This window comes from Bradyrhizobium sp. USDA 4486 (assembly GCF_054057995.1).
Genome location: NZ_JBSRZV010000001.1, coordinates 1,193,107 through 1,213,832, shown reverse-complemented (window position 1 = coordinate 1,213,832; position 20,726 = coordinate 1,193,107). Strand labels below are relative to the sequence as shown.

General features: G+C 62.5%; 23 protein-coding genes. 10 read left to right on the top strand and 13 right to left on the bottom strand.

The features are described 5' to 3' along the window. Positions 1 to 12: 12 nt before the first annotated feature. Entirely contained in the window at positions 13 to 636 is a 624-nt protein-coding gene (locus ACVWY3_RS05855; protein ID WP_456837611.1) for a hypothetical protein, read from the bottom strand. A 337-nt stretch (positions 637 to 973) separates the two neighbouring features. Beyond that, positions 974 to 2,062 carry a recombinase RecA gene (gene recA, locus ACVWY3_RS05850; RefSeq protein WP_456837610.1) on the bottom strand — a complete coding sequence of 363 codons (1,089 nt, stop codon included), beginning with the start codon at positions 2,060 to 2,062 and terminating at the stop codon, positions 974 to 976. 486 nt (positions 2,063 to 2,548) lie between these two features. Between recA and ACVWY3_RS05845 the strand changes: the two genes are divergently transcribed. Continuing rightward, on the top strand, positions 2,549 to 2,707 hold the full coding sequence (locus tag ACVWY3_RS05845) for a hypothetical protein (protein WP_456837609.1): 159 nt from the start codon (positions 2,549 to 2,551) through the stop codon (positions 2,705 to 2,707). An 802-nt stretch (positions 2,708 to 3,509) separates the two neighbouring features. Here the strand turns inward: ACVWY3_RS05845 and ACVWY3_RS05840 are convergent. Next, positions 3,510 to 3,767, bottom strand: a complete 258-nt coding sequence (locus ACVWY3_RS05840) for a DUF2798 domain-containing protein (RefSeq protein WP_456843299.1) — start codon at positions 3,765 to 3,767, stop codon at positions 3,510 to 3,512. Positions 3,768 to 4,144: 377 nt separating this feature from the next. On the opposite strand from ACVWY3_RS05840, the gene ACVWY3_RS05835 reads away from it, so the two are divergent. Next, positions 4,145 to 4,378 (top strand): DUF6894 family protein, encoded by a 234-nt coding sequence (locus ACVWY3_RS05835; RefSeq protein ID WP_456837608.1) that lies wholly within the window; start codon positions 4,145 to 4,147, stop codon positions 4,376 to 4,378. 9 nt (positions 4,379 to 4,387) lie between these two features. On the opposite strand, the gene ACVWY3_RS05830 is transcribed toward ACVWY3_RS05835, so the two are convergent. Both ACVWY3_RS05830 and ACVWY3_RS05825 read right to left on the bottom strand, forming a co-directional pair. After that, positions 4,388 to 4,642: a hypothetical protein gene (locus tag ACVWY3_RS05830; protein WP_456837607.1), complete on the bottom strand. Its 255-nt coding sequence runs from the start codon at positions 4,640 to 4,642 to the stop codon at positions 4,388 to 4,390. A 107-nt stretch (positions 4,643 to 4,749) separates the two neighbouring features. Continuing rightward, positions 4,750 to 5,049, bottom strand: coding sequence for a hypothetical protein (locus tag ACVWY3_RS05825; protein ID WP_456837606.1), 300 nt, complete (start codon positions 5,047 to 5,049; stop codon positions 4,750 to 4,752). A 365-nt stretch (positions 5,050 to 5,414) separates the two neighbouring features. Here ACVWY3_RS05825 and ACVWY3_RS05820 point away from each other — a divergent pair, with 365 nt between their 5' ends. Both ACVWY3_RS05820 and ACVWY3_RS05815 read left to right on the top strand, forming a co-directional pair. Continuing rightward, positions 5,415 to 5,879 carry a PaaI family thioesterase gene (locus tag ACVWY3_RS05820; protein WP_456837605.1) on the top strand — a complete coding sequence of 155 codons (465 nt, stop codon included), beginning with the start codon at positions 5,415 to 5,417 and terminating at the stop codon, positions 5,877 to 5,879. A 227-nt stretch (positions 5,880 to 6,106) separates the two neighbouring features. Continuing rightward, positions 6,107 to 6,349 (top strand): PilZ domain-containing protein, encoded by a 243-nt coding sequence (locus ACVWY3_RS05815; protein ID WP_456837604.1) that lies wholly within the window; start codon positions 6,107 to 6,109, stop codon positions 6,347 to 6,349. Between the two features lie 44 nt (positions 6,350 to 6,393). Here ACVWY3_RS05815 and ACVWY3_RS05810 read toward each other — a convergent pair whose 3' ends face one another. After that, positions 6,394 to 8,499: a pyrroloquinoline quinone-dependent dehydrogenase gene (locus tag ACVWY3_RS05810; RefSeq protein WP_456837603.1), complete on the bottom strand. Its 2,106-nt coding sequence runs from the start codon at positions 8,497 to 8,499 to the stop codon at positions 6,394 to 6,396. Continuing rightward, complete coding sequence (locus tag ACVWY3_RS05805; RefSeq protein ID WP_456837602.1) at positions 8,447 to 8,677, bottom strand: hypothetical protein; 231 nt, start codon at positions 8,675 to 8,677, stop codon at positions 8,447 to 8,449. Before ACVWY3_RS05805 ends, ACVWY3_RS05810 begins: the two co-directional genes overlap by 53 nt. Before the next feature lie 167 nt (positions 8,678 to 8,844). Here ACVWY3_RS05805 and ACVWY3_RS05800 point away from each other — a divergent pair, with 167 nt between their 5' ends. Together ACVWY3_RS05800 and ACVWY3_RS05795 are read left to right on the top strand one after the other, a co-directional pair. Then, positions 8,845 to 9,249 (top strand): hypothetical protein, encoded by a 405-nt coding sequence (locus ACVWY3_RS05800; RefSeq protein ID WP_456837601.1) that lies wholly within the window; start codon positions 8,845 to 8,847, stop codon positions 9,247 to 9,249. A 156-nt stretch (positions 9,250 to 9,405) separates the two neighbouring features. Then, positions 9,406 to 9,732, top strand: coding sequence for a hypothetical protein (locus ACVWY3_RS05795; RefSeq protein ID WP_456837600.1), 327 nt, complete (start codon positions 9,406 to 9,408; stop codon positions 9,730 to 9,732). A gap of 56 nt (positions 9,733 to 9,788) precedes the next feature. Here ACVWY3_RS05795 and ACVWY3_RS05790 read toward each other — a convergent pair whose 3' ends face one another. Together ACVWY3_RS05790 and ACVWY3_RS05785 are read right to left on the bottom strand one after the other, a co-directional pair. Continuing rightward, the gene (locus ACVWY3_RS05790) at positions 9,789 to 10,256 is read right to left on the bottom strand and encodes a DUF6691 family protein (protein WP_456837599.1); all 468 of its coding nucleotides are present in this window, start codon (positions 10,254 to 10,256) and stop codon (positions 9,789 to 9,791) included. A 5-nt stretch (positions 10,257 to 10,261) separates the two neighbouring features. Then, the gene (locus ACVWY3_RS05785) at positions 10,262 to 10,690 is read right to left on the bottom strand and encodes a YeeE/YedE family protein (protein WP_456837598.1); all 429 of its coding nucleotides are present in this window, start codon (positions 10,688 to 10,690) and stop codon (positions 10,262 to 10,264) included. A gap of 169 nt (positions 10,691 to 10,859) precedes the next feature. On the opposite strand from ACVWY3_RS05785, the gene ACVWY3_RS05780 reads away from it, so the two are divergent. Continuing rightward, positions 10,860 to 12,029 (top strand): GNAT family N-acetyltransferase, encoded by a 1,170-nt coding sequence (locus ACVWY3_RS05780; protein WP_456837597.1) that lies wholly within the window; start codon positions 10,860 to 10,862, stop codon positions 12,027 to 12,029. Positions 12,030 to 12,035: 6 nt separating this feature from the next. On the opposite strand, the gene ACVWY3_RS05775 is transcribed toward ACVWY3_RS05780, so the two are convergent. Continuing rightward, on the bottom strand, positions 12,036 to 12,701 hold the full coding sequence (locus tag ACVWY3_RS05775; protein ID WP_456837596.1) for a DsbA family oxidoreductase: 666 nt from the start codon (positions 12,699 to 12,701) through the stop codon (positions 12,036 to 12,038). A gap of 82 nt (positions 12,702 to 12,783) precedes the next feature. Next, positions 12,784 to 13,605 (bottom strand): helix-turn-helix domain-containing protein, encoded by an 822-nt coding sequence (locus tag ACVWY3_RS05770; RefSeq protein WP_456837595.1) that lies wholly within the window; start codon positions 13,603 to 13,605, stop codon positions 12,784 to 12,786. A 57-nt stretch (positions 13,606 to 13,662) separates the two neighbouring features. On the opposite strand from ACVWY3_RS05770, the gene ACVWY3_RS05765 reads away from it, so the two are divergent. Next, a complete protein-coding gene (locus tag ACVWY3_RS05765; RefSeq protein ID WP_456837594.1) occupies positions 13,663 to 14,037 on the top strand; it encodes a hypothetical protein in 375 nt (124 codons plus the stop codon). A gap of 131 nt (positions 14,038 to 14,168) precedes the next feature. Here the strand turns inward: ACVWY3_RS05765 and ACVWY3_RS05760 are convergent, their stop codons facing one another. Further along, positions 14,169 to 14,423: a hypothetical protein gene (locus ACVWY3_RS05760; protein ID WP_456837593.1), complete on the bottom strand. Its 255-nt coding sequence runs from the start codon at positions 14,421 to 14,423 to the stop codon at positions 14,169 to 14,171. A 603-nt stretch (positions 14,424 to 15,026) separates the two neighbouring features. Between ACVWY3_RS05760 and ACVWY3_RS05755 the strand changes: the two genes are divergently transcribed. Then, on the top strand, positions 15,027 to 16,466 hold the full coding sequence (locus ACVWY3_RS05755) for a DUF1254 domain-containing protein (protein WP_456837592.1): 1,440 nt from the start codon (positions 15,027 to 15,029) through the stop codon (positions 16,464 to 16,466). Positions 16,467 to 17,017: 551 nt separating this feature from the next. Here ACVWY3_RS05755 and ACVWY3_RS05750 read toward each other — a convergent pair. Beyond that, entirely contained in the window at positions 17,018 to 17,539 is a 522-nt protein-coding gene (locus tag ACVWY3_RS05750; protein ID WP_456837591.1) for a Cache 3/Cache 2 fusion domain-containing protein, read from the bottom strand. Between the two features lie 1,002 nt (positions 17,540 to 18,541). On the opposite strand from ACVWY3_RS05750, the gene ACVWY3_RS05745 reads away from it, so the two are divergent. Continuing rightward, complete coding sequence (locus ACVWY3_RS05745) at positions 18,542 to 20,725, top strand: PAS domain-containing sensor histidine kinase (RefSeq protein WP_456837590.1); 2,184 nt, start codon at positions 18,542 to 18,544, stop codon at positions 20,723 to 20,725. Position 20,726: the final 1 nt, after the last annotated feature.

Below are 20,726 nucleotides of genomic sequence, written 5' to 3'. Positions count from 1 at the left end.
GATTTCCCGAGTTCAGTGACGACAAGCGGGATTGTTTGTATCGTGCGCGACGGAGAGCATCGTCATGCATATCGAGCGAGAATGGTCCCTCTTCCAACCGGCTACGGCCGGCACCGCACATCGCGCGAGGCCATCAAGCAGCGCGCCGACTTCCCAGTAGTCGAACACGCGACGCTCGTTGCGCTTCAGATAGCCCGGGAAGACGTCAAAGGGCTGCACGTCGCCCGCCGCGACTAATTCGAGTATCCGCGTTTCTGTGGCTCCAAGACCTGTGGTGAGGTTTGGAAGCTCTTGGAGCAGGTCAAGGGCACATCGCTCAAGCTGCGGAAGCGGTTTCAAATCCGCCTTGAGGAGGTCGAACCAAGCCTGTGGCGTCGGCGCGCGATAGGCCCGCCACGCATGACCAGCCAGCTGCAGGTGACCTTGCGCGGGCTTGATAACAGGCGGATCCAGCTGCGCAAGTCGATCTGGCTCGATACCACCAACAGCAATGTCCAGGCGACGTATCATGAGTTTGGAGATTGCCGCTCTGTCGCTGCTGCAGTGATCGAGCAGCCAGAGCAGAACCAATTGCCCATTTGGTTCTGGCCCCATCCACAATTCAGCCGAGTCGCATTCCGACAGCAGCTCGATCAATCCCCGCCCGCCAACGCCCGATTTCTCAATACGCCAGGCTGGCGTATCGTCCAGCCAATGCAGGTGAGGTTGCTGGGTCGTACGCGCCGCGAAGAATGCCTCGAGCTCGGAGTCGGACGGCAGCGGCCCCCCAGACGAGCCGGCGCTCGATCGCGATCACGAGATCGGCGAGACCGGCGCGTTGCAGAGCGCCGGCGGCGGACGATTCTGTTGTCAGAATGAGCCGGGTCAACGAGATCACCCGCTCTCGTTTAGTCCTGCCAAAACGAAACGGACACCGAAGACGTCGGCAACTCAACGTCCTCAGTGCCCGCTCCTCGCGAAAATTCGCTAGGTCTTACTCTTCGGCCGGCTCCTCGCCGTCAGCGTCGCGCTCGGGGGTGCCGGCGAGAATCTGCTCGGCGATCAGGCCGGAGTTCTGGCGGATCGAGGTCTCGATCTTGGCCGTGATGTCGGGGTTGCCCTTCAAGAACGCCTTGGCGTTCTCGCGGCCCTGGCCGAGGCGCTGGCTGTCATAGGAGAACCATGCGCCGGACTTCTCGACGATGCCGGCCTTGACGCCGAGATCGAGGATCTCGCCCATCTTGGAGACGCCCTCGCCGTACATGATGTCGAACTCGACCTGCTTGAAGGGCGGCGCCAGCTTGTTCTTGACCACCTTCACGCGCGTGGTGTTGCCGACCACTTCGTCGCGCTCCTTGATCGCGCCGATGCGGCGGATGTCGAGACGAACGGAGGCGTAGAACTTCAGCGCGTTGCCGCCGGTCGTGGTCTCGGGCGAGCCGTACATCACACCGATCTTCATGCGGATCTGGTTGATGAAGATCACCATGGTATTGGACTTGTTGATGGAGGCCGTCAGCTTGCGCAGCGCCTGGCTCATCAGACGCGCCTGCAGGCCCGGCAGCGCATCGCCCATCTCGCCCTCGAGCTCGGCCTTCGGCACCAGGGCCGCAACCGAATCGACCACCAGCACGTCCACCGCACCCGAGCGCACCAGCGTGTCGCAGATTTCCAGCGCCTGCTCGCCGGTGTCGGGCTGCGAGATCAGAAGCTCGTCGATATTGACGCCCAGCTTGCGGGCATAGACCGGGTCGAGCGCATGCTCGGCGTCGATGAAGGCACAGATGCCGCCCTTCTTCTGCGCTTCCGCCACCGTGTGCAGCGCCAGCGTGGTTTTTCCCGAGGATTCCGGCCCGTAGATCTCGACGATGCGCCCCTTTGGCAGGCCGCCGATGCCGAGCGCGATATCGAGCCCGAGCGAGCCGGAGGACACCGCCTCGATGTCCATCGACCGGTCGCTCTTGCCGAGCTTCATCACCGATCCCTTGCCGAACTGGCGCTCGATCTGGGAGAGCGCGGCGGCCAGGGCTTTACTCTTGTCCATGGAAGATCCTTCGACGATACGCAGGGCAGTGGCGGACATTGGGTCGTGCTCCTTATGGCGAGGATTCGCGTGTGGGACAAACGATTGGCGAGGCGCTCGGCGATAAAAGCAATGTACACCATCTGTTCTATGTTCGCAATATGTTCTTTTCACAGGTCGGGGACAGCACCACAGGTCGAGTACTGTCCGTATTTGACCCCCGGTGTCCCAAGTTGATTGTCGCCGTGTGCAAGCCGCCTGATCCGCCTCAGCGGGTGTCCCGCCACGTGACACAAAACCTTGGCACAGATCGTGCAGACTATTCATCACCGGGGAATTGCTCGTTCCGACCCGGGGCTGGAAAGCCGCCGCCCGCGCTCAATTTAAGCGGGCGGCGTTTTTGTTGGCCGTGCCTCTGTTCGATTGAAGCTGATCCACAGCAAAGACGCAGCCGCGGCGCCGTCATAAATCCGCAATGCTGCGGCACCGAACTTTCTGGGGCCACCGGCTTTGTCGGGTAGCGGGGCCGCCACAGCGGGGATCTCCATGACGGAAAACACGCACCACGATGCGACGAGGCGCAATCACCTCCTCGAGGCGGCGCTCGAGGAGATGGCGAAGTTCGAGCGCAGGGAAAACGAGTTCCGTAGGAAGGACCGCGAAGAGCGCGCCGCCGAGCTGCGCCTTCCCATCAAGGTTCATTAGGCCGCGGCAGGAGCTGGTTTCGCCGGGACCTTTTTCGCCAGGACCTTTTCGCCAAGACCGTTTCGGAAGCTGACCCGGTTTCTACCGGCGCCGCTCCCGTGCCTGTCCCGCATTCGACCAGGAATGGCTCGGGACAAAGCGGCGTTATAGGTACTTAAATACCTAAATCGAGCCGTTGATTCCGCAGCGACATCTCCCCGCGTCCTACTGTGCATGGGGTTGTTTTCGGTTCTTGAAAGCCGCCATTGTGCGGATCCGATGGCTCGGGCCCGCTTGCGGCTGCGCCTGACGCCGCCCTACAGCAGCATCAGCAGCGCGACGCCGATGACCAGCACCACGAAGCCAGCCGCCGTCGCGGCGGCAAATGACCGCTCTACGTTATCCATGATGCCACCCCGTTCTCGGCGCGCCACGTTTCCCCCATGGCCTCGCCGATGGAACGGAATCTCGCCCGCCGGTGTGGCTCCAGTTGTGCGATCGGATGGCCAAATTGGGACCGGTGCGGGGCCAGTCTGCGACCTCCTGGCGCGCCGCTTTCAGGACAGCCGTCAGGCGCCTGTAAGCCGACTCTCCTAATTTCGTCTCGCCCGGTGGACCAACACCGGGCCTCCATACCAGTCGATGACCCCGCTCGGCACCGAGCGGGGTTTTCTCGTTGCACGACACGCAAGCGGCGCGATCTGCCGGAATGTCAGGCTGCCGTAAGCTGAGGCCGCTAGGGTCGTCGGGCTATGGTGTTGCAGCCCAGCACCTCAGCCTCCAATAACCTCTAACCCGCTTGGCTCTCCCCAAGCGGGTTTTTTCAGGCCTGCCCGCCCGTTCGCGGGGCGGTCTCCTCCCGCGTCAGCCGCAGCGAGAAGGCGCGGATCGCGGGTGCGGCCACGAGCACGATCGGCAGCATCGCAGCCCATGCGACCAGCCACGACAGCGTCCAGTGCTGCAGGAAGAGCGTCGCGCTTGCCGCGGGAAAGCTGGCGATCCCTGCCGCGATCAGCGAGGTCAGTCCGGACTGGACGACGCCGAAGACGAAATGACTGTAGCGGCGAGGGATGCCGAGCATGATTCGCCCATGTCGTTGCTTGTTGCTGCCGTCGTGAGGCCAAGCAAGGCACATGCCGGTGCCCGCAGAGATGCGGCCCGATGCGCGCTGCCGCGCGCCGGCGTCGATCAGTGTCGCGCGCCGGTTCGGAACTCTGTTCATGGTCGGAGAACCACGGAGTACCGCCTCTCGCGGATGGCCTCTTTCGAAATTCGACCTCGTCTGTTTCGGAACACGACTTGAGCAAGGCGGCGGGCCGGTCTCGGCGCAGCATGCCGTCGCGGTTCGACGGGGGCCCATTCCGTAGCCACCCGGAATTGATCTGGGCATGGTTTGGGACTGCACTGCGCGCCCGTGGCCTTGGGGGGCGGGGCCGTCACGCATGATCGGTGCCAGCCATGCCGCTCTACTTCTTTCGAATCCGGAACGGCCGCTATTCCGGCTGTGCGGACCAGGCGACGGAATTTGTCGATCGCGATTCGGCCTGGCGGGAGATGACCAGCGTCTGCGCCGACATGGCGGCCGGCATCGCCCGCAAGCTCCAGCAGAATTCTGAATGGCATATGGAGCTGCTCGACGAGGCCAAGGAGCCCGTGTTCCGGATCCGCATCGTCGCAGAAACCTTGGAATAGGGGCCCGCCCTAATCCGCGCTGGGCAGCCGCCGCATGGTGAACTCGATCTCGCCGCCGGGCAGCTCGCGCCAAGTCTCGACGGCGCTCATATAGCCGGCCTTGGGGTAGCGGGCGAAGAAGGCCTCCGCCCTCGCCCGCGCCGCCGGGCGCGGCAGGATGAAGGTCTCGCGCAGATAGCCGTCGCCGGTGGTCGCGCCCGGCTTGCCGCCGGTCTTGCGACGGCGCGCCATCCGTTCGGCGAGATCCCTCGGCCGGTCGGCCATGTCCGCCCTCCTCTACGCAATACTGACCGGCTCAATGTAGGGAGCGAGTTGCCGGAAGAGGAGTCCTATTCCGGAGGCGTCGTTGCGGCCTCCGACGGACGTCGCAGTCAGTTGGCCGTGGTACCCATCTTGCCCTTCTTCGGTGCGCTGGTTGCGGCCGAGGCCTTCGGCGCCGCCGGCTGCTTCGGCGGGTCGGAGCGCATGCCGCCCCAGGGATCACTGGACGATTTGGCGTCCGGAATCTTCTTCAGCGTTTCCTTGTAGGCCTTCTCACGTTCGGCGTCCGCGGCCTTCTCCTCGGGGGTCTTGCCCGGGCCCTCCTGCAGCAGATTGAGATTGGGCATTTGCGCGTAGGCAGGTCCCGCCACCACGGCCAGCAGCACCGCCGCCATACGGAAAAGCTTCATCACTCACTCCTCGATCATTCAATCAGGGGCGGATCAACCGCGCCTAGTCATCCCTGTCAACGGCCGCTCGGGGCCGAACGGCGCGCTAGAGCCGGTCCGACCGGCACGATTTCGGCGTGTGCAGCCAATCGTCCCAGATCGGGCCGCATCTGGTGCAGCCCTCCAGTACGAGGCCAAGTGCCATCAGCGAAAACACGAGGACACACCGACGCAACATCGTCCACCCGCTCCCAAGCGCGCTATCATACCGGGCGAAGTCAGGCATTTTCAAGCCGACGGGGCCAGCGCCGGGACGGGTGACTTTGCCGCGCCGATCCGCGCAGAATGCGCCGAGACATCCGGCAACGATGGAGGACACGACAGCAATGCAAACGCAGCCAGAAGCCGAGTTCGGCATCGCTGATGCGAGACGGATCCTCGGCGAGGTCTTTGCGCCCTGGGTCCAGGATCTCAACCTCGCCGTCGAGCGCATCGAGCACATCCAGCCGGCGGACGTGCCGGACTGGCAGCCCGGCGCGCTGCTGCGAATGCCGTTTTCGGAGCGGCTGTGCCGCAACGGCGGCGTGGTCTGCGGCCAGGCGCTGATGGCGCTCGCCGACACCGCGATGGTGATCGCGAACCTCGCCGCCAATCGCGGCTACCGTCCGATGACGACGGTCGACCAGACCACGCATTTCATGCGCGCCGTCTCCTCGTCGGACGTGCTGGCCGATGCGCGCGTGGTGCGACTCGGACGCTCCATGAGCTTTGGCCGCGTCACGCTGCTCTCGGCCGCCGACAACAAACAGGTCGCGATGGTGTCGAGCGCGTTCGCGATGCTGCCGGGCTGAGCATTGGCCGGCAAAGAAGAGAGCCGCGAGAGCGCAAAGCGCCGCGGCTCTCCATCTCCATCGGAGCGTAAGGCCATAAAGCTTGTCGGAAAATCGGCGAGCAAGTGACCCACCGCTTCAACGTCGTAAACGAAATCTGAAGTGTTGCACAAGTAGCGCCAGTATTGAGTTTAGTTCAACGTAATTTCTATGCACTATCTCACTATCGTCGTTTTGGATGAATCCCAATGATCGAGAAGCGTGCAGCGCAGCGTCACCGTGTTTTCAAGGGAGGGACGATCACCTTTGAAAACACCGGCATCGCGTGCACGGTGCGAAACATGTCTGAAGGCGGCGCGGCGATCGACCTCGATTCACCCGTCACACTGCCGCAATCATTCACGCTCTCCATCGCGCGCGATAATTTCGTGCGCAATTGCCGCCCCGTATGGCGTAGCGACCGGCGCGTCGGCCTCGGCTTCGTGCAATAATTCGCGCGATGTGAACAAGCGTTCGCATCGCATGCACATCGCGATCAAGAGGGCGTGATACGACGACGGCGTCGCCAGCGCAGCGCCGCGGTCACAAGCGCGATGATCGCGAGAGCGATCGTCGTCGATGCCGCAACAAATCGTCCGCCCGGACGATCGATCGTGCGCGACCATAACGATAGCGCTTCGCCGGGCCGTGCCAGACGAAACGCAACGACGCTGTCGCCGATCGAGGTGCCCGCCTCGGAGTGGCCACCGGCGCCGATCGCGACATATTGCTCGCCCTTCCAGAGATAGGTCATGGGATTGGCGACGCCGGGCACCGGCAGCCGGCCCTGCCAGAGCTCCGCGCCGCTGCGCGCATCGAAGGCACGCAGATAAGCATCCATCGCGCCGGTGAAGACGACACCGCCGGCGGTGACCGCCGGCCCGTTGAGGAGCGGCGCGCCCCAAGGCAGCGGCACGCCCAATGGCGCAAGATCCTCAGTGGTGCCGACCGTCGCGCGCCAGAGGATTTTTCCGCCCTTCAGATCGACCGCCACCATCTCGCCCCATGGCGGCTTGTTGCAGAGCATGCCGAGCGGCGAGGTCACCATCGCGCGTGACATCGCGAATGGCGCGCCGCGCTGCCGGCCGAAATCATGACCGGGCGGCGGATTGAATCCGGCCGCCTCCGCGCGCGGGATCAGCTTGATGAGATGAACGGCACGGCTGGTGTTGACATAGAGGATCTGACCAGCCGGATCGAACGCCGCACTGCCCCAGTTCACCCCGCCGCCGGTGAATGGAAATTCCAGCGTGCCCTGCACCGAAGGCGGCGTGAACAGCCCCTCGTTGCGCGCCTCGGCGAACTGCCGCTCGCAAGACGCGCGGCCCAGCCCGGGCAGGAGCGAGAGCGCATCATCGGCCGAGATCGTTTGCGACGTCAGTGCCGGCACATGCGTCGGGAACGGCTGCGTCGGCGACAATCTTTCGCCTTCGGCGCCGCCCTGCGGCACCGCGCGCTCCTCGACCGGCCAGACCGGCTTGCCGGTGTCGCGATCGAGCACGAACACAAAGCCCTGCTTGGTCGCCTGAATCACGACATCGCGTAGGCCCTCGCCGGTGTCGAGGCGCGCGAGCGTCGGCTGCGCCGCCAGATCGTAATCCCAGACGTCGTGATGCACGGTCTGGAATGCCCATACGAGCTCCCCGGTTTCGACGCGCAGCGCGACGACCGAATTGGCGTGTTCATTATTGCCCGGCCGCCTACCGCCCCAAAAGTCCGGCGACGGGGAGGTCGTCGGCAGGAAAACCAGCCCGCGCGTCTCGTCGACCGACATCGGCGCCCAGACATTGGCGTGGCCGGCTTCAATGCCGTCACGCTGGAGTGGCTCGAAGGTCCAGCGCGCCTCGCCGCTGCGCGCGTCGAACGCGCGGACCCTGCCGCTCGGCGCATCGACGCGGCTGTTGTCGGCGATCGCGGAGCCGACCACGACGATACCGTGGCCGACCGCCGGTGGCGAGGTGATCTGGAATTCGCCCGGCCAATCCAGCCGCATGCCGGTATCGAGCTTGATCTCGCCGTGCCTGCCGAAACCGGCGCAGGGAATGCCGGTCTTCGCATCGAGCGCGATCAGGCGGACATCGTTTGTGCCCATGAAGATGCGCGATCGGCAAGCGGCATCTGGCGGCGCCTGATCGTCAACCCACCAGGTGACGCCGCGGCAGACATAGCGATTGGCGGGACGCTGATTGGTCGCGATCTTCGCATCGTAGCGCCATTTCTGCGCGCCCGTGCCGGGATCGAGCGCGATCACCTCGTTGAACGGCGTGCAGAAGATCAGGCTGTCCTCGACGAACAGCGGCGTCGCCTCGAATTTGGTTCGCCGCATCACCTCGGGGGCGCGCGCGGCGAGATCGCCGGTGTGATATTCGAAAGCACGGACGAGCTGGCCGACATTGTCGGGCGTGATCTGTCGTAGCGGCGAGAAGCGCGAGCCGCCGGCATCGCCGCCCCAGCTCTCCCAAGCCGAGCACGGCGGCGCGGCACACAAGAGCGCAATGAGCGCGCCGGCGATATGCAGGCGGATGCGCAAGCGCAACGCCCGTCTCGCTTTATTTCGGCTTCTTGGCGGGCTCGGTGGGGCGGGCCCCGCCCCACGGATCATATTTTTCTTTGGGCTCCGGAATGCGCTCGAGCGCAGCCTTGTAGGCCTTGTCGTCGAGCTTGGGCTTGTTGTCCGCCTTCTGGCCGCCTTCATTGGGCTGACCTCTGCCGCGGCCCTGCGCCTCGGCCGAGACAGCCGTCAGCGCCAGCACGGCGGCCGCAATGACCAAAATCTTCATTGGTGCAATCCCCCACCTCTGGCGGACAAACTAGTCTGCAATCCCATAATAGCAAATGCCGCGCGGCGCATGTTTTCAGCAAACCGGCCTTCAGCAAATGTTGATCGGCCGGTACTTCGCCAGATCGCATTCGTGCCTATCTGTTCGCCCGCAGGGGACCTCCAGGGATGTTGCGGATCATTGCTCATGCGGCGCTGCTCGGCGGCGCACTCGCGCTCGGTGCCTGCGGCTTTGCCGACAGCCGGGCGCCCTTGCCCGAGTTCATGCGCGTGAAGGAAGCCGAGCCGCCGCCGCCCGAGCCGCCCCCCGACGTCAAACGCGTGGTACGCGAGCAGCTCGATGTGGTCTTTCTTAACACCTCCTATCCACGCGAGGTGCATGTGGCACCGCCACATCATCAGGTGCGAGGACCCGGCTGGACCGCCTGCGTCCGCGCACAGCTGACCTCGGCGACCGGCACCGCGCTCGGCATGCAGACCTACATTGTGACGATATCAAGCGGAAAGGTCGTCGATCGCCGGCGTGCCGAAGCCGACGACATGTGTGGAACGGAAACCTACGAGCCTATCTAGGACCAAGACCTGGGACCAAGACCTGGGACCAAGACCTGGGACCAAGACCTGGGACCAAGACGCCTCGCGCAGTTCCGGGAAAAACCTGTAAATGGGCCGGAACGATCCCCGCCTCCGCTTCTTGTTACCGCCGAGGGCAGTATCGAGGAGGACGTGATGAGGACGTTTACGATTGCACTGCTGGCTGGCGTCGGAGCCCTGGCAGCGGCAAGCGGCGCAAAGGCCGCTGACATCTATACGACCAGCGAATACGCCAGCCCGGATCTGATCCAGGAAGTGCGGCTCGTGTGCGACGATGCCGGCAATTGCTATCGCACGCATGGCGGCGCGCGCGTGGTCGTGCGCGACTCCTACGCCAGGATGCCGCGTGAGCGCTATTACGAGCGTCGCACCTATCGCGACTGGGACGATGGTCCGCGGGCCGGCGTCGGCATTCACACGCCGGGCGTCAGCGTGGGCGTCGGTGTCGGCGACCGCTGGTAATCGATGAAGTGATGATGGGCGGGACCGGGCGAGACAATTCGCCCGGTCTCGTCGTTTCAGGTCTCGAGCGGATCGCTTGCCGCGGCAACGCGCGCCGACCACGGAAGGTTCGCGATGAAGCGCGCGAGCATCATGCCAGCGCACATCGCAGCGACGAAGACGAAGGCCGACCGCGAACCGAATCCGAGTGCGGTGAGTGCCGGACCGGGACAGAAGCCCGCCAATCCCCAGCCGATGCCGAAGATCGCGGGACCAACGACAATCCTGGAGTCGATGTCCTTTCGGGTCGGTACATAGAAGCGCTCGGCGAGAAACGGACGTGGAAGCTTGAGGACACGGCTGAATCCGATGAAGGTCACTGCGACCGCGCCGGCCATCACGAAGGCGAGGCTGGCGTCCCATGTGCCCGCGGTGATGCCGCCGACGTCCAGGAAGTTCAGCACCTTCGCCGGGTTGGACATGCCGGAGATGATGAGGCCGAGACCGAAGATCAGGCCGATCGCGAATTGAACGAGGATTGTCATCGTCGTCAGCTCCAGTGACGCAGGACGAAGACGGTGGCGACGCCCGTCGCCATGAAGGTGATGGTCGCAACCAGCGAGCGCGCCGACAGCCGCGACAGGCCGCAGACGCCATGGCCGGACGTGCAGCCGCTGCCCCACACCGAGCCGAAGCCCACGAGCAATCCGGCGATGATCAGCGCCGGAATCGTCGCGGCGATCGCTTGCGCCGGCAGGCGTCCGGTCACAAGCAGAACCAGGAGAGGTGCGGCGACGAGTCCCGCGACGAAGGCCAGCCGGCCGGCGAACTCGCGGTCCTCATAAGGCGGAAACAGCCGCGCCGCGATGCCGCTGACCCCGGCGATACGCCCCGTCGCCCACATCAGGAGCACGGCGGACAGACCGATCAACGCGCCACCTAGGAGCGAAGCAATCGGCGTGAATGATGTCGCGATCATGGTGATCCTCCGGGGCGAGAGCAATCCTTCGTCCATCAATACGGCCGGCGATCGTCGGCCCGGATGCTGAACGGGGTGTTAATATTACCACTCGAATTGAAGCTGCGTCCCAACGGTATTTTCCAATCTTTGCGCTAAGCATAACCTCCTGAACGGGGAACAACGGGACGTGGTCGACATCGCTCACCAGGCTGCGATCAATCCGGCATCGGCAAGGCACGCCGCGGCCATGGCCGCGCGCGTCCCGCTCACTGCGATCGACGTCAGCCAGTGGCGCGCGCTGGCGCAGCGCGCGGTCGAGCCGAACGGATATTATCTGCCTGCCTGGGAGCTCGCCGTCAGCGCGAGTGCGCGCAGCCGCACCGATGCCTCCGCGCTTGCCGCATATGATGGATCCTCGGTGCGGCTGATCGGGCTGATGCCGGTGATCTCGCTCCGGCGCGCCTGGAAGATCCCCCTCCCCGCGCTGGTCAGCGCGCATCCTTATGGCACGCTGTGCAGCCCGCTGATCGACCGCGACGCCCCGATCGAGGCCGCCGCGCATCTGTTGCAGCAGGCGCGTGAGGCCGGCGCGCATGCGCTCGTGCTGAACGACGTCGCGCTCGACGGCGCGGCGATGAATGCGCTCAAACAGGTTCTGGATCGCGACAGCCTGAAGCCTCGCGTGCTCAGTTGCTACATCCGCGCCAGCCTCGATGCGACGCAGGATGGCGAGATGCTGCTGCGCGAGGCGCTCGGCACCAAGAAGCTCAAGGAGCTGCGCCGCCAGCGTCATCGTCTGGAAGAGCACGGGCCCGTCGCCTTCGAAGTCGCGCGCAAGCCGGACGAAATCAGGCTTGCGCTCGAAACATTCTTGCAGCTCGAAGCCAGCGGCTGGAAAGGCAAGCGCGGCACCGCCCTGATCCAGCATCCGGGCGATGAAACCTTCATCCGCCGCGCCGTGCCGGCCCTGGCGGAAACTGCACAGTGCGAGATCGTCAGCTTGCGTGCCGGCACGACGCCGATCGCGGCCGGCATCGTGCTGCGCCATCAGCAGCGCGCCTTCTTCTTCAAGCTCGGCATCGACGAGCATTTTGCAAAACTTTCGCCGGGGGTGCAGCTCACGCTCGACCTCACCCGCCATCTCTGCGCCGATCCGGCCATTGCGAGTGCGGATTCCACCGCGAGCGCCGACCATCCCATGATCAATCCGATCTGGCGCGGACGCTTCGCCATCGGCGACGTGCTGATCCCGCTGCGGCGAAACGATCCGATCGTCGCGCTGATTCACGCAACCCTGGCTGGCCTCAACGCTGCTCACGAGGCGGCGCGACGCGTGGTGCACCGCCTCCGAACGTAGCGAAGACTACTCCGCCGCTTGCGCGTTGATCTCCTCCGAGACCTGGCGGATGGCACGGGCGAGCAGATTCGGATCCTGCGCACCGGAGACGGCATACTTCTGCGCGAAGACATAGGTCGGAACGCCTGAGATGCCCTTTTCGGCGGCTTCCTGTGCGTCGGCAGACACGCGTGCAACGTCCTCGTCAGTGGCGAGGCGCTTGCGCACGTCTTCGGCGTCGAGGCCGATATCGGCGGCCGCCTGCACCAGCACATTGAGATCAGTGAGATCGCCGCCGTCGCGGAAGTAGAGCTCCATCAGGCGCTGCTTCATCTCGGGCGCCTTGCCGATCGCCTCGGCCCACAGGATCAGGCGATGGCAATCGGTGGTATTGGGCTGGCGCGCTACCAGCTCGGGCTTGTAGACGAGGCCCTCTTCGCTTGCAGCCGCAACGACGCGCCCGGCAATGCCTTTGTACGCTTCGACCGAACCGAACTTCTGGGTGAGATAGGCCTCGCGGCTGATGCCCTCGCGCGGCACCCAGGGATTGAGGAAGAAGGGACGGAAATTCAGCTTCACCGGAACGTCAGGCACGAGCGCCAGCGCGCTCTCGATCCGGTGCTTGCCGATATAGCACCAGGGACACACCACGTCGGAGACGACGTCGATCTGGAGCGGTTTGAGCGTGCTCATGTCAGGCGCCTCCTTCGGGCGGTGCGAGTTCGCTCCAAGATAAGCCGAACCCGTCCCGAGGCAAGGGCGCCCGATATGGCCGCTAGGACATGACTGCTGCCATCTGCTTGAGCCGCTCGGCCGTGCGTTCATCCGCCGGAAAGAACGTCTCCAGCGCCAGCTCGGACAGCGTGATGTCCACGGGCGTGCCGAACACCATGGTGGTGGAGAAGAAACTTAGTATCTCTCCATCGTGGCGCAGCTTGAAGGGAATCGCGACAGTGTCGCTGGACAACGGCGCCGAGCGCGCTGGAATGGGATAGCTCTTGAGATCGTTGTAGAGCTTGATCAGCTCAGGGTCGGCCGTCGCCTCGCATTGCCGGTGCAGCCGCTCGAGCAGATGTCCGCACCATTCCGCGAGATTGACGGTGCGCGGCGCCAGCGCCTCGGGATGAAAGGCAAGCCTCAGCACATTGAAGGGCTGGCCGAGCAGCCGCGGCGGAATGCCGTCGAGCAGCGGCGCGACCATGCGATTGGCGGAGACCAGGTTCCAATGCCGGTCGACCGCCAGCGCGGGATTGGGCTCATGCGCTTTGAGGACAAGGTCGATTGCCTGGCGGGCTGATTTCAAGGCGGGATCCTCCAGCGGGCGCTGCGGGAACGCGGGCGCGAAACCCGCCGCGACCAGCAGCACGTTGCGCTCGCGCAAGGGCACGTCGAGCCGCTCGGCGAGCCTGAGCACCATGTCGCGCGAGGGCGCAGCGCGTCCGGTCTCGACAAAACTCAAGTGCCGCGCCGAGATTTCCGCTTCGCCGGCAAGATCGAGCTGGCTCATGCGGCGGCGCTGCCGCCATTCGCGCAAATGATCGCCGATATGGACCGGCTGGCTGCGTTCGGCCTGTGCCGTGGATGCGTGTGCGTTCATGGTCCAAAACCTAGCATGCGGATTTCAGCCCTTCCATTACCCGCGAGGTAATGGAAATTGGCACTTAACAACCTGAAATTGCTTTGTTTTTTTGCGGCGGTCACGCGCGATACCAACAAAAATACCAACATTTCGGAGTCAACGACCGACGGCGGAAAAATTTCCGATGGGCTGACTTGTCATCGGCCAGCAAAGCCGGTGACGAGCCCTCAACCCAATCAAATTGTTTGTCCAGTGATGCTCGTTGAGCCAATGACGCTCGCTGAACAAGTCCAACTAGACTCCGGCTGCTCTAGAAAGGCAGCCGACAATTTCGAGACCGCTGAAGGCGTGGTCCGATTTCCTAATCGCATCATCGGCGATCTATTCGAAACTGGAGCAAGGAGCCAAAGGTACCGAGAGCGCGCCGTGGTTCGGCCGGCAGAAACATGAGCGAAGAATAGACCCGCTGCTGAATTACCTGCACATGGCGAGAAACTCTAATGAGCACGGCATCGACCGCGTCGCCGCACGCGGCGGCAACTCTCACGACCTAATCAGCGGTGGAGGCCATGAACTGAAATTCAACGAACGCCGAGCATATCGCATCGATACGGTTCGAGATGGTGAAACCGGCGACGTGAAAATGAGAGATATCCCAGTTTATTTGTACGGCCCATCGCTTCAATGGTCACTGTGTACGATAGGCGTACTGGAGTGTCTCGCGAACCGCCAACCGAACATCTCGGCAAGCCCTCCGTATCGAGCATGAAGATCGCGTAATCGACAATCGCGTTGACCATCAGTTCGAGGCTGCCGGCATCCCCGACGGCGGTCATTTTTGGAACTCGAAAGGGAGTGGGACCAACTTAAAAGCTTGGGACAGGTTCCGAGCCAGCGCAAGCCGCATGGAGGCGAACGTCAGCTCGTGGCCCATCAGCGAAGTTGCGCCGCGCCTGACGGAGGTCCGCTTATCGCGGCAGGGCAGACCAGATTTGCTCAACTGAGTTCTTCGCGCTTTGACCCAAACCGGTCATTGGGACCGTGCAATGACTTGGCTCGCTCAATGCAAAGCGGTTGGCACTACTTTGTGATCCCGCCGTGAGAACACCTGCCGGAACTGCATCGCGCACTGAGTGCGCTTCGGACAGTTTGTCGCACACAAAGGCGACCGACAGCCTGAATGAGCCTGAAGCGACTGGCCAAGGACCGTCGGCTCGAGTGGGCAAAGCTGCGGCCCGGGCTTCAGCAGCCAACACTGAGGGAAGCAATCATGAAGCTCAGAACGCACGGGGGCGCTCTGGTCCTGTCGTGTTTTGACCGACGCGAATGACCTGAAGCTGACGAGGGCCAAACTGGGATGCTGTTGATCCATGTCAAGTTCTATCTAAGATAGCGATAGCAGATTGCTTGGACGATTTCTTTTCAGGGAGAAAATATCCATGATCGTCAGCCGCCGTCAGGCACTCGCCACTTTCGCTGTCGCCGTCTCCACCCTCGCTCTTGCCCGCTCGGCCCGTGCCGAGTTTGAAGGCCCGCTATTGAGGGCGGCGGAGGCTGGCGACGACTTCTGGCTGGCGACCGATGCATACGTTTACGGCTACCCGCTCGTGACGATGGAGATGACCCGGCGCATTGTTACCAACGTCGCTTCTCCCATCGGTACGCGCGGCCCGATGGGGCAATTCATCAAATTGCGTCAGTATCCGGACGCCAGCTTTCGCGATGTAACGGCACCCAACGCCGACACACTGTACACAACGGCATTCGTTGATGTCGGCGACGAGCCTTGGGTCATTAGCCTTCCCGACATGAAGGATCGCTACTTCCTTTTCCCGATGCTGGACGGGTGGACCAACGTGTTCCGGGTACCTGGAAAGAGGACCACTGGCGATAAGGCGCAGACTTACGCCATCACCGGCCCGGGCTGGAAAGGCACGTTGCCATCCGGCGTGAAGGAGTACAGATCGCCCACCAGTATCGTCTGGATATTGGGACGCATCTATTGCACGGGGACGCCCGAGGACTATGCGGCGGTCCACGCGCTGCAGGATCAGTGCAAGCTTGTTCCGCTCAGCTCGTATGGCAAGCCATATACCACGCCGCCGGGCAAGGTCGATCCCTCAGTCGACATGAAGACGGCCGTCCGTGAGCAGGTGAATGCGATGGATGCCGTCGCCTACTTCACCCTGCTGGCGCAGCTTATGAAGCGAAACCCTCCCGCGGCAGCAGATGCTCCAGAGCTGGCGAAGTTCGCTAAGATCGGCCTCGTACCCGGCAAGGAATTTGACACCAGCAAGTTCGACCCAGCGCTCGCCAAGCGCATACCGCAGTTCGCGTTTGACCGGATCATGCTTCAGTTCAAGATTGGCAAGTCGATCCGGAACAAGAACGGGTGGGCCTACGACAGCGAGACCGGGATTTACGGCACCGACTATCTCAATCGGGCTCTCGTGACCGCAATCGGGCTTGGTGCAAATCGCGTTCAGGATGCCGTGTATCCGACCTCGTTAAAGGATGCCGATGGCCGCGACTACGAAGGCAAGAACAAATACGTGATGCGCTTTGCCAAGGGCCAGCTTCCGCCGGTCGGCGGGTTCTGGTCGTTGACGATGTACGATGCCGATTATTTTTTCGTGCCGAATCCGATCAATAGGTACTCGATCAGCCCGCGTCAGAACCTGAAGGCAAGCGCCGACGGATCCGTCGATCTCTACATCCAGAAGGACTCGCCGGGTTCCGACAAGGAGAGCAACTGGCTCCCGGCTCCGGCTGGCAAGTTCGTATTGATGCTACGGATGTACTGGCCGAACGAGAAGTCTCCTTCCATTATTAATGGAACCTGGACGGTCCCGCCGGTCCGAAAAGTCGCGACCAGCTAAGTCGCTGTCGTCATTGTGCCCGACGGCTCGGTTGTGGCCCTGGTGTCTCACCGGGGCCAAATTCGTTGAAAGCCCGACAGTCGTCTCCCTCCCGCTATTCGAACTCTGAAAGTCGCCTTACCGTCGGCCGCAACAAACGTCTGCAACTGGGCCCAGGCTGTGTAAAAACTCAAAAATCGAAACGCAGCGAAGAATGAAATTTTTCAGTCCCACCCCTAAGTTTAACCAGCTTGCGCGTTGAGCGACTGAAGCGGTCTTGAACGAATAACTTCTTCTATCGCGATTGAGCGCGTTGGCGTTTTCACACAGCCTGGGCCCGTTGCTGCCCTTGAGCCTGATCGTCGTCGCGTCTGCTCTTCGGTCGACCAGACAAACGGCAGGGCCCACGTCCACAGCCGATTTTGCCCAAGGCAGACATTCCGCAACTCCAGGGAAGCGCGAACTGAGAAATGTAGTCACCGATGCAAGCGTTTCGTACCCTCACCGCGCGCCAAGCGCGGTTGGCATGGACGTTGAGGCACGTTGGCCGCGCGACAGACGGCAGAGGCGATCTACTTCAAATAGCCGACGTAGTAGACGCCGACCACGTTTTGCGAGGCATCCCGGATAGGCTTGTAGCCGGTGACGTAGGGCTTGCCGAGGATGTCGACCTCGCCATAGAACGGTTCGCCCTTCTTGATGGACTCGATCGCCTTGCCCTTAGGATCCAAAATGGTTCCGATCGCTCGGGAGCCATCATCTCTCTTCACGTTAGTCGCGACCCGAACATACTCGTCACCGTTTCTGACGAAGATTGTGGCGGTGCCCTGCGCTTTCCTCACGACCTCGTCGACTAGCTCGAAACTATTGTTCATCTTTGCCGAACCAAAATAAATGATAGGTACCTCCTTGCCGGCAACGGGTTCGGTACCTTCGATCCTTGGCGGACCAAGCTGGGCCGCGATCGACACCAAGAGGTCCATGGCCGCCTTGATTCTTGGGTCCTGAGGTTCGCTTGGCTGCGCCAAAACTGACGTGGTCCAGGTGAGACACGCGGCGACAAACATGCGGATTGTGGTTTGCTTGAGTTGCATGAGGTCTCCTCCTTCCCTGGAAGGCAGCGATACCTCTGGATGACTCGGATCTGGGCTCTTCCGCACAAGGTGCGTCGTCAGTTCGCATTGCGAGCCGCATTGCGACTCATACAAACGTATCCGCTGATGTGAACCTTGCGGGAGTCTTAACTCCCGTCAGATATCTGTGTTTGTTCGACGGATCCCAAAGTTCAGGCGATGAGGCAAAAAGTCGCGCGCCGAGATAAAGGCGGTTGGAAATGAGTCAGCATTTCTAACGCGAAGGGCAGTCATTGGCCCGAGGCTGACCTTAAGTCAAAGCGTCGCGAGGTCTGCTTCCCGTAGGTGACCCGAACAGGGTGATGCGAGTAAGGCAGACTTTGACCCTGATGTATGGTCCGGCCGCGCGTTGCAAGAGGCTTTCGTCGATCCGGCGGAGAACGGCCTGCATCAATGTATCCGGCCTCTGATTGAAGCGCGCGCTCCCGGGCCACATGGATATCAGCGCGCATGCGATCTGATTAGCGGACAGGCCTCGACCGGGCCATCAGGGTCACCAGTGTTCGCATGCGTCGGGAAGACCGATCCTCTGTCGTATCATCCTCTCGCAGACCTCGGCGGGTACCCGGCAACTCGGCGCGCAGGGAATGCAGGTCTTGCCGCAAGCTGTTCAAGTTGCACTGCGCGCTCAAGATACTCGGTCAGCAGCTTCATCGGATTTCGCGCGTCGCCTTTGCTGTCAGGTGCCCAAGCGCAGACGGTGGCGTGAGCCTGGCGTCGACAGGGGGAACTTCATCGAGAATAACCAGGCGCCCGCCTGGATTCCCCTCGAGCCACACCACCCGGGGCTGGACGCGAGACCTCGCACCAGTCGAGCATCGCCAGGCGGCTCTGAGTAGGGCACAGGGGAACCATCAGCTCTCTAACGCGTTAGGGCTTGTTCGGCGACCCAACGGGGGAGTCCGCCATTTCCGAACAGAATCGCCCGATGTCGGGCCCCCTCTCGCCCCGAGAGATGCATTTATGTCCAATGTCGAGGAATTTCCGCTCTCCGTCCATCGACGGCCTACGGAGTTCGAGGCGCTGGTGGCGGCCGGTAGTGCCGCGCTCGATGCCATTCCTGGGGCGGTTTATCTTTGCGACAACGAGGGACTCCTGGTCGCTTACAACACCGAGGCCGTGGAATCGTGGGGCCGAACGCCCGACCCTGCCAAAAAGGAACGCTTCTGCGGTTCGCATCAACTCTACCTGCTCGACGGTACCCCGCTTGCCCATAGCGATTGTCCGATGGCGACCGCGGTTCGGCTTGGCACGCCCACGCGCAATGCCGAAGTCATCATGGCGCGGCCGGACGGGTCTCGGTTTACGGCACTAGTCAACATCCGCGCACTGCGTGACCATTCCGGTCATATCCAGGGCGCCATCAATTGCTTTCAGGACATCACCGGACGCAAACAGGTTGAGGACGAACTCCGCCGGAAAACGCAGGATCTGGAGGACTTCTTCGAGAATGGGGCCGTTGGGCTTCACTTCGTTAGTGGCGAAGGAATTATCCTTCGCGCCAACAAAGCCGAGTTGGATATGCTGGGGTACAGGTCCGAAGAGTATATCGGCCGCCACATTGCAGAGTTTCATGCCGACGCGCCGGTGATTGGCGACATCCTGCACCGCCTCTCGTGTGGGCAGGCGCTCGATGCTTATCCGGCGCGGTTGCGGGCGCGCGACGGTTCCGTGAGGCATGTGCTAATTACGTCAAACAGCCGGTTTGTGGACGGCAAATTTACCAACACGCGCTGCTTCACAGTCGATGTGACGCAATTGCGTGCGGCTGAAGAGCAGCGGCAGGCCAGCGAAGCGCGGCTCGCGGCTACCTATGAGGCAGCAAACGTCGGCATCTCGGAAACTGATGAAACTGGCCGGTTCTTGCGGGTCAATGATGCCCTCTGTCGAATCACGGGACGCTCCCACGACGAACTGCTCGGAACGACTTTCTCCGACTACACCGATCTCGACGACCGGTTGCAGGATGGCGAGCTATACGCGCAGCAGGTACGCGGTGAGATCGCGAACTATGCCATTCGCAAGCGGGTCGTACGGCCCGACGACTCCGTCCGACATCTTGATATTTTCAGCTCGTCCGTGCGCGATGCGGAAGGCCGCTTTCTCTATGGCGTGCGCGTCGCCCAGGATGTCACTGCCACCCAACAGCTCGAGGATCGTTTGCGGGAAGGCGAGCAGCGTATGCGCGATCTGCTTGAGGCCTTGCCCGCTGCGATCTACACGACCGATGCTGAGGGGCGCATCAATTTCTTCAACAGGGCCGCAGTCGAGATGGCGGGCAGGACACCGCAGCCAGGCGACGAATGGTGCGTCACCTGGAAACTCTACTGGCCTGACGGTTCACCCCTGCCGCACAATGAATGTCCGATGGCAGTGGCCTTGCGTGAAAACCGTCCCGTTCGCGGTGCTGAGGCAATCGCTGAGCGACCTGACGGAAGAAGGGTGCCCTTTATTCCCTACCCGACGCCGCTGCGCGACGCAGACGGAAAATTGATTGGTGCCATCAACATGCTCGTCGACATCAGCGAGCGCAAGCGAGGGGAGAATGCCCAGAAGGTGCTCATTGACGAGCTGAACCATCGTGTAAAAAACACCCTCGCGACGGTGCAGTCCCTCGCGAGCCAAACTGCTCGGCATGCTGCCGACCTGGATGAGTTTGTGTCAACGTTCACCGGTAGGCTGTTGGCGCTTGCTCGTGCGCATGATCTGCTCACGCTGCGAAACTGGCAAGACGCGCCTTTCGAAAAGCTAATCCATGACATCGTCGGGCCGGTCTCGGGCGGACGGGTCGTGGCGAGCGGGCCCGATGTCAACCTGGATGCACGGACAGCGCTGAGCGTCACCATGGTCTTCAACGAGCTTCTGACCAATGCGGCAAAATACGGTGCGCTCTCTGCGCCGGATGGATGCGTATCACTCACTTGGAAGATTCGTGGCGGCGACCAATCGCAAGGCACTCTTGAATGCGAATGGCTCGAACGTGGGGGGCCCCCTGTGACACCGCCCAAGAGGCGTGGATTCGGCACGCGACTGATGGAGCGCTGTGTGGAACATGACCTCGCAGGAGAGTTCGATTTGATCTTCGATCAGCAGGGCGCACGCTGCACCATTGTATTTCCCGTTATGCTTCAGGCGGAGCATGGCTAAG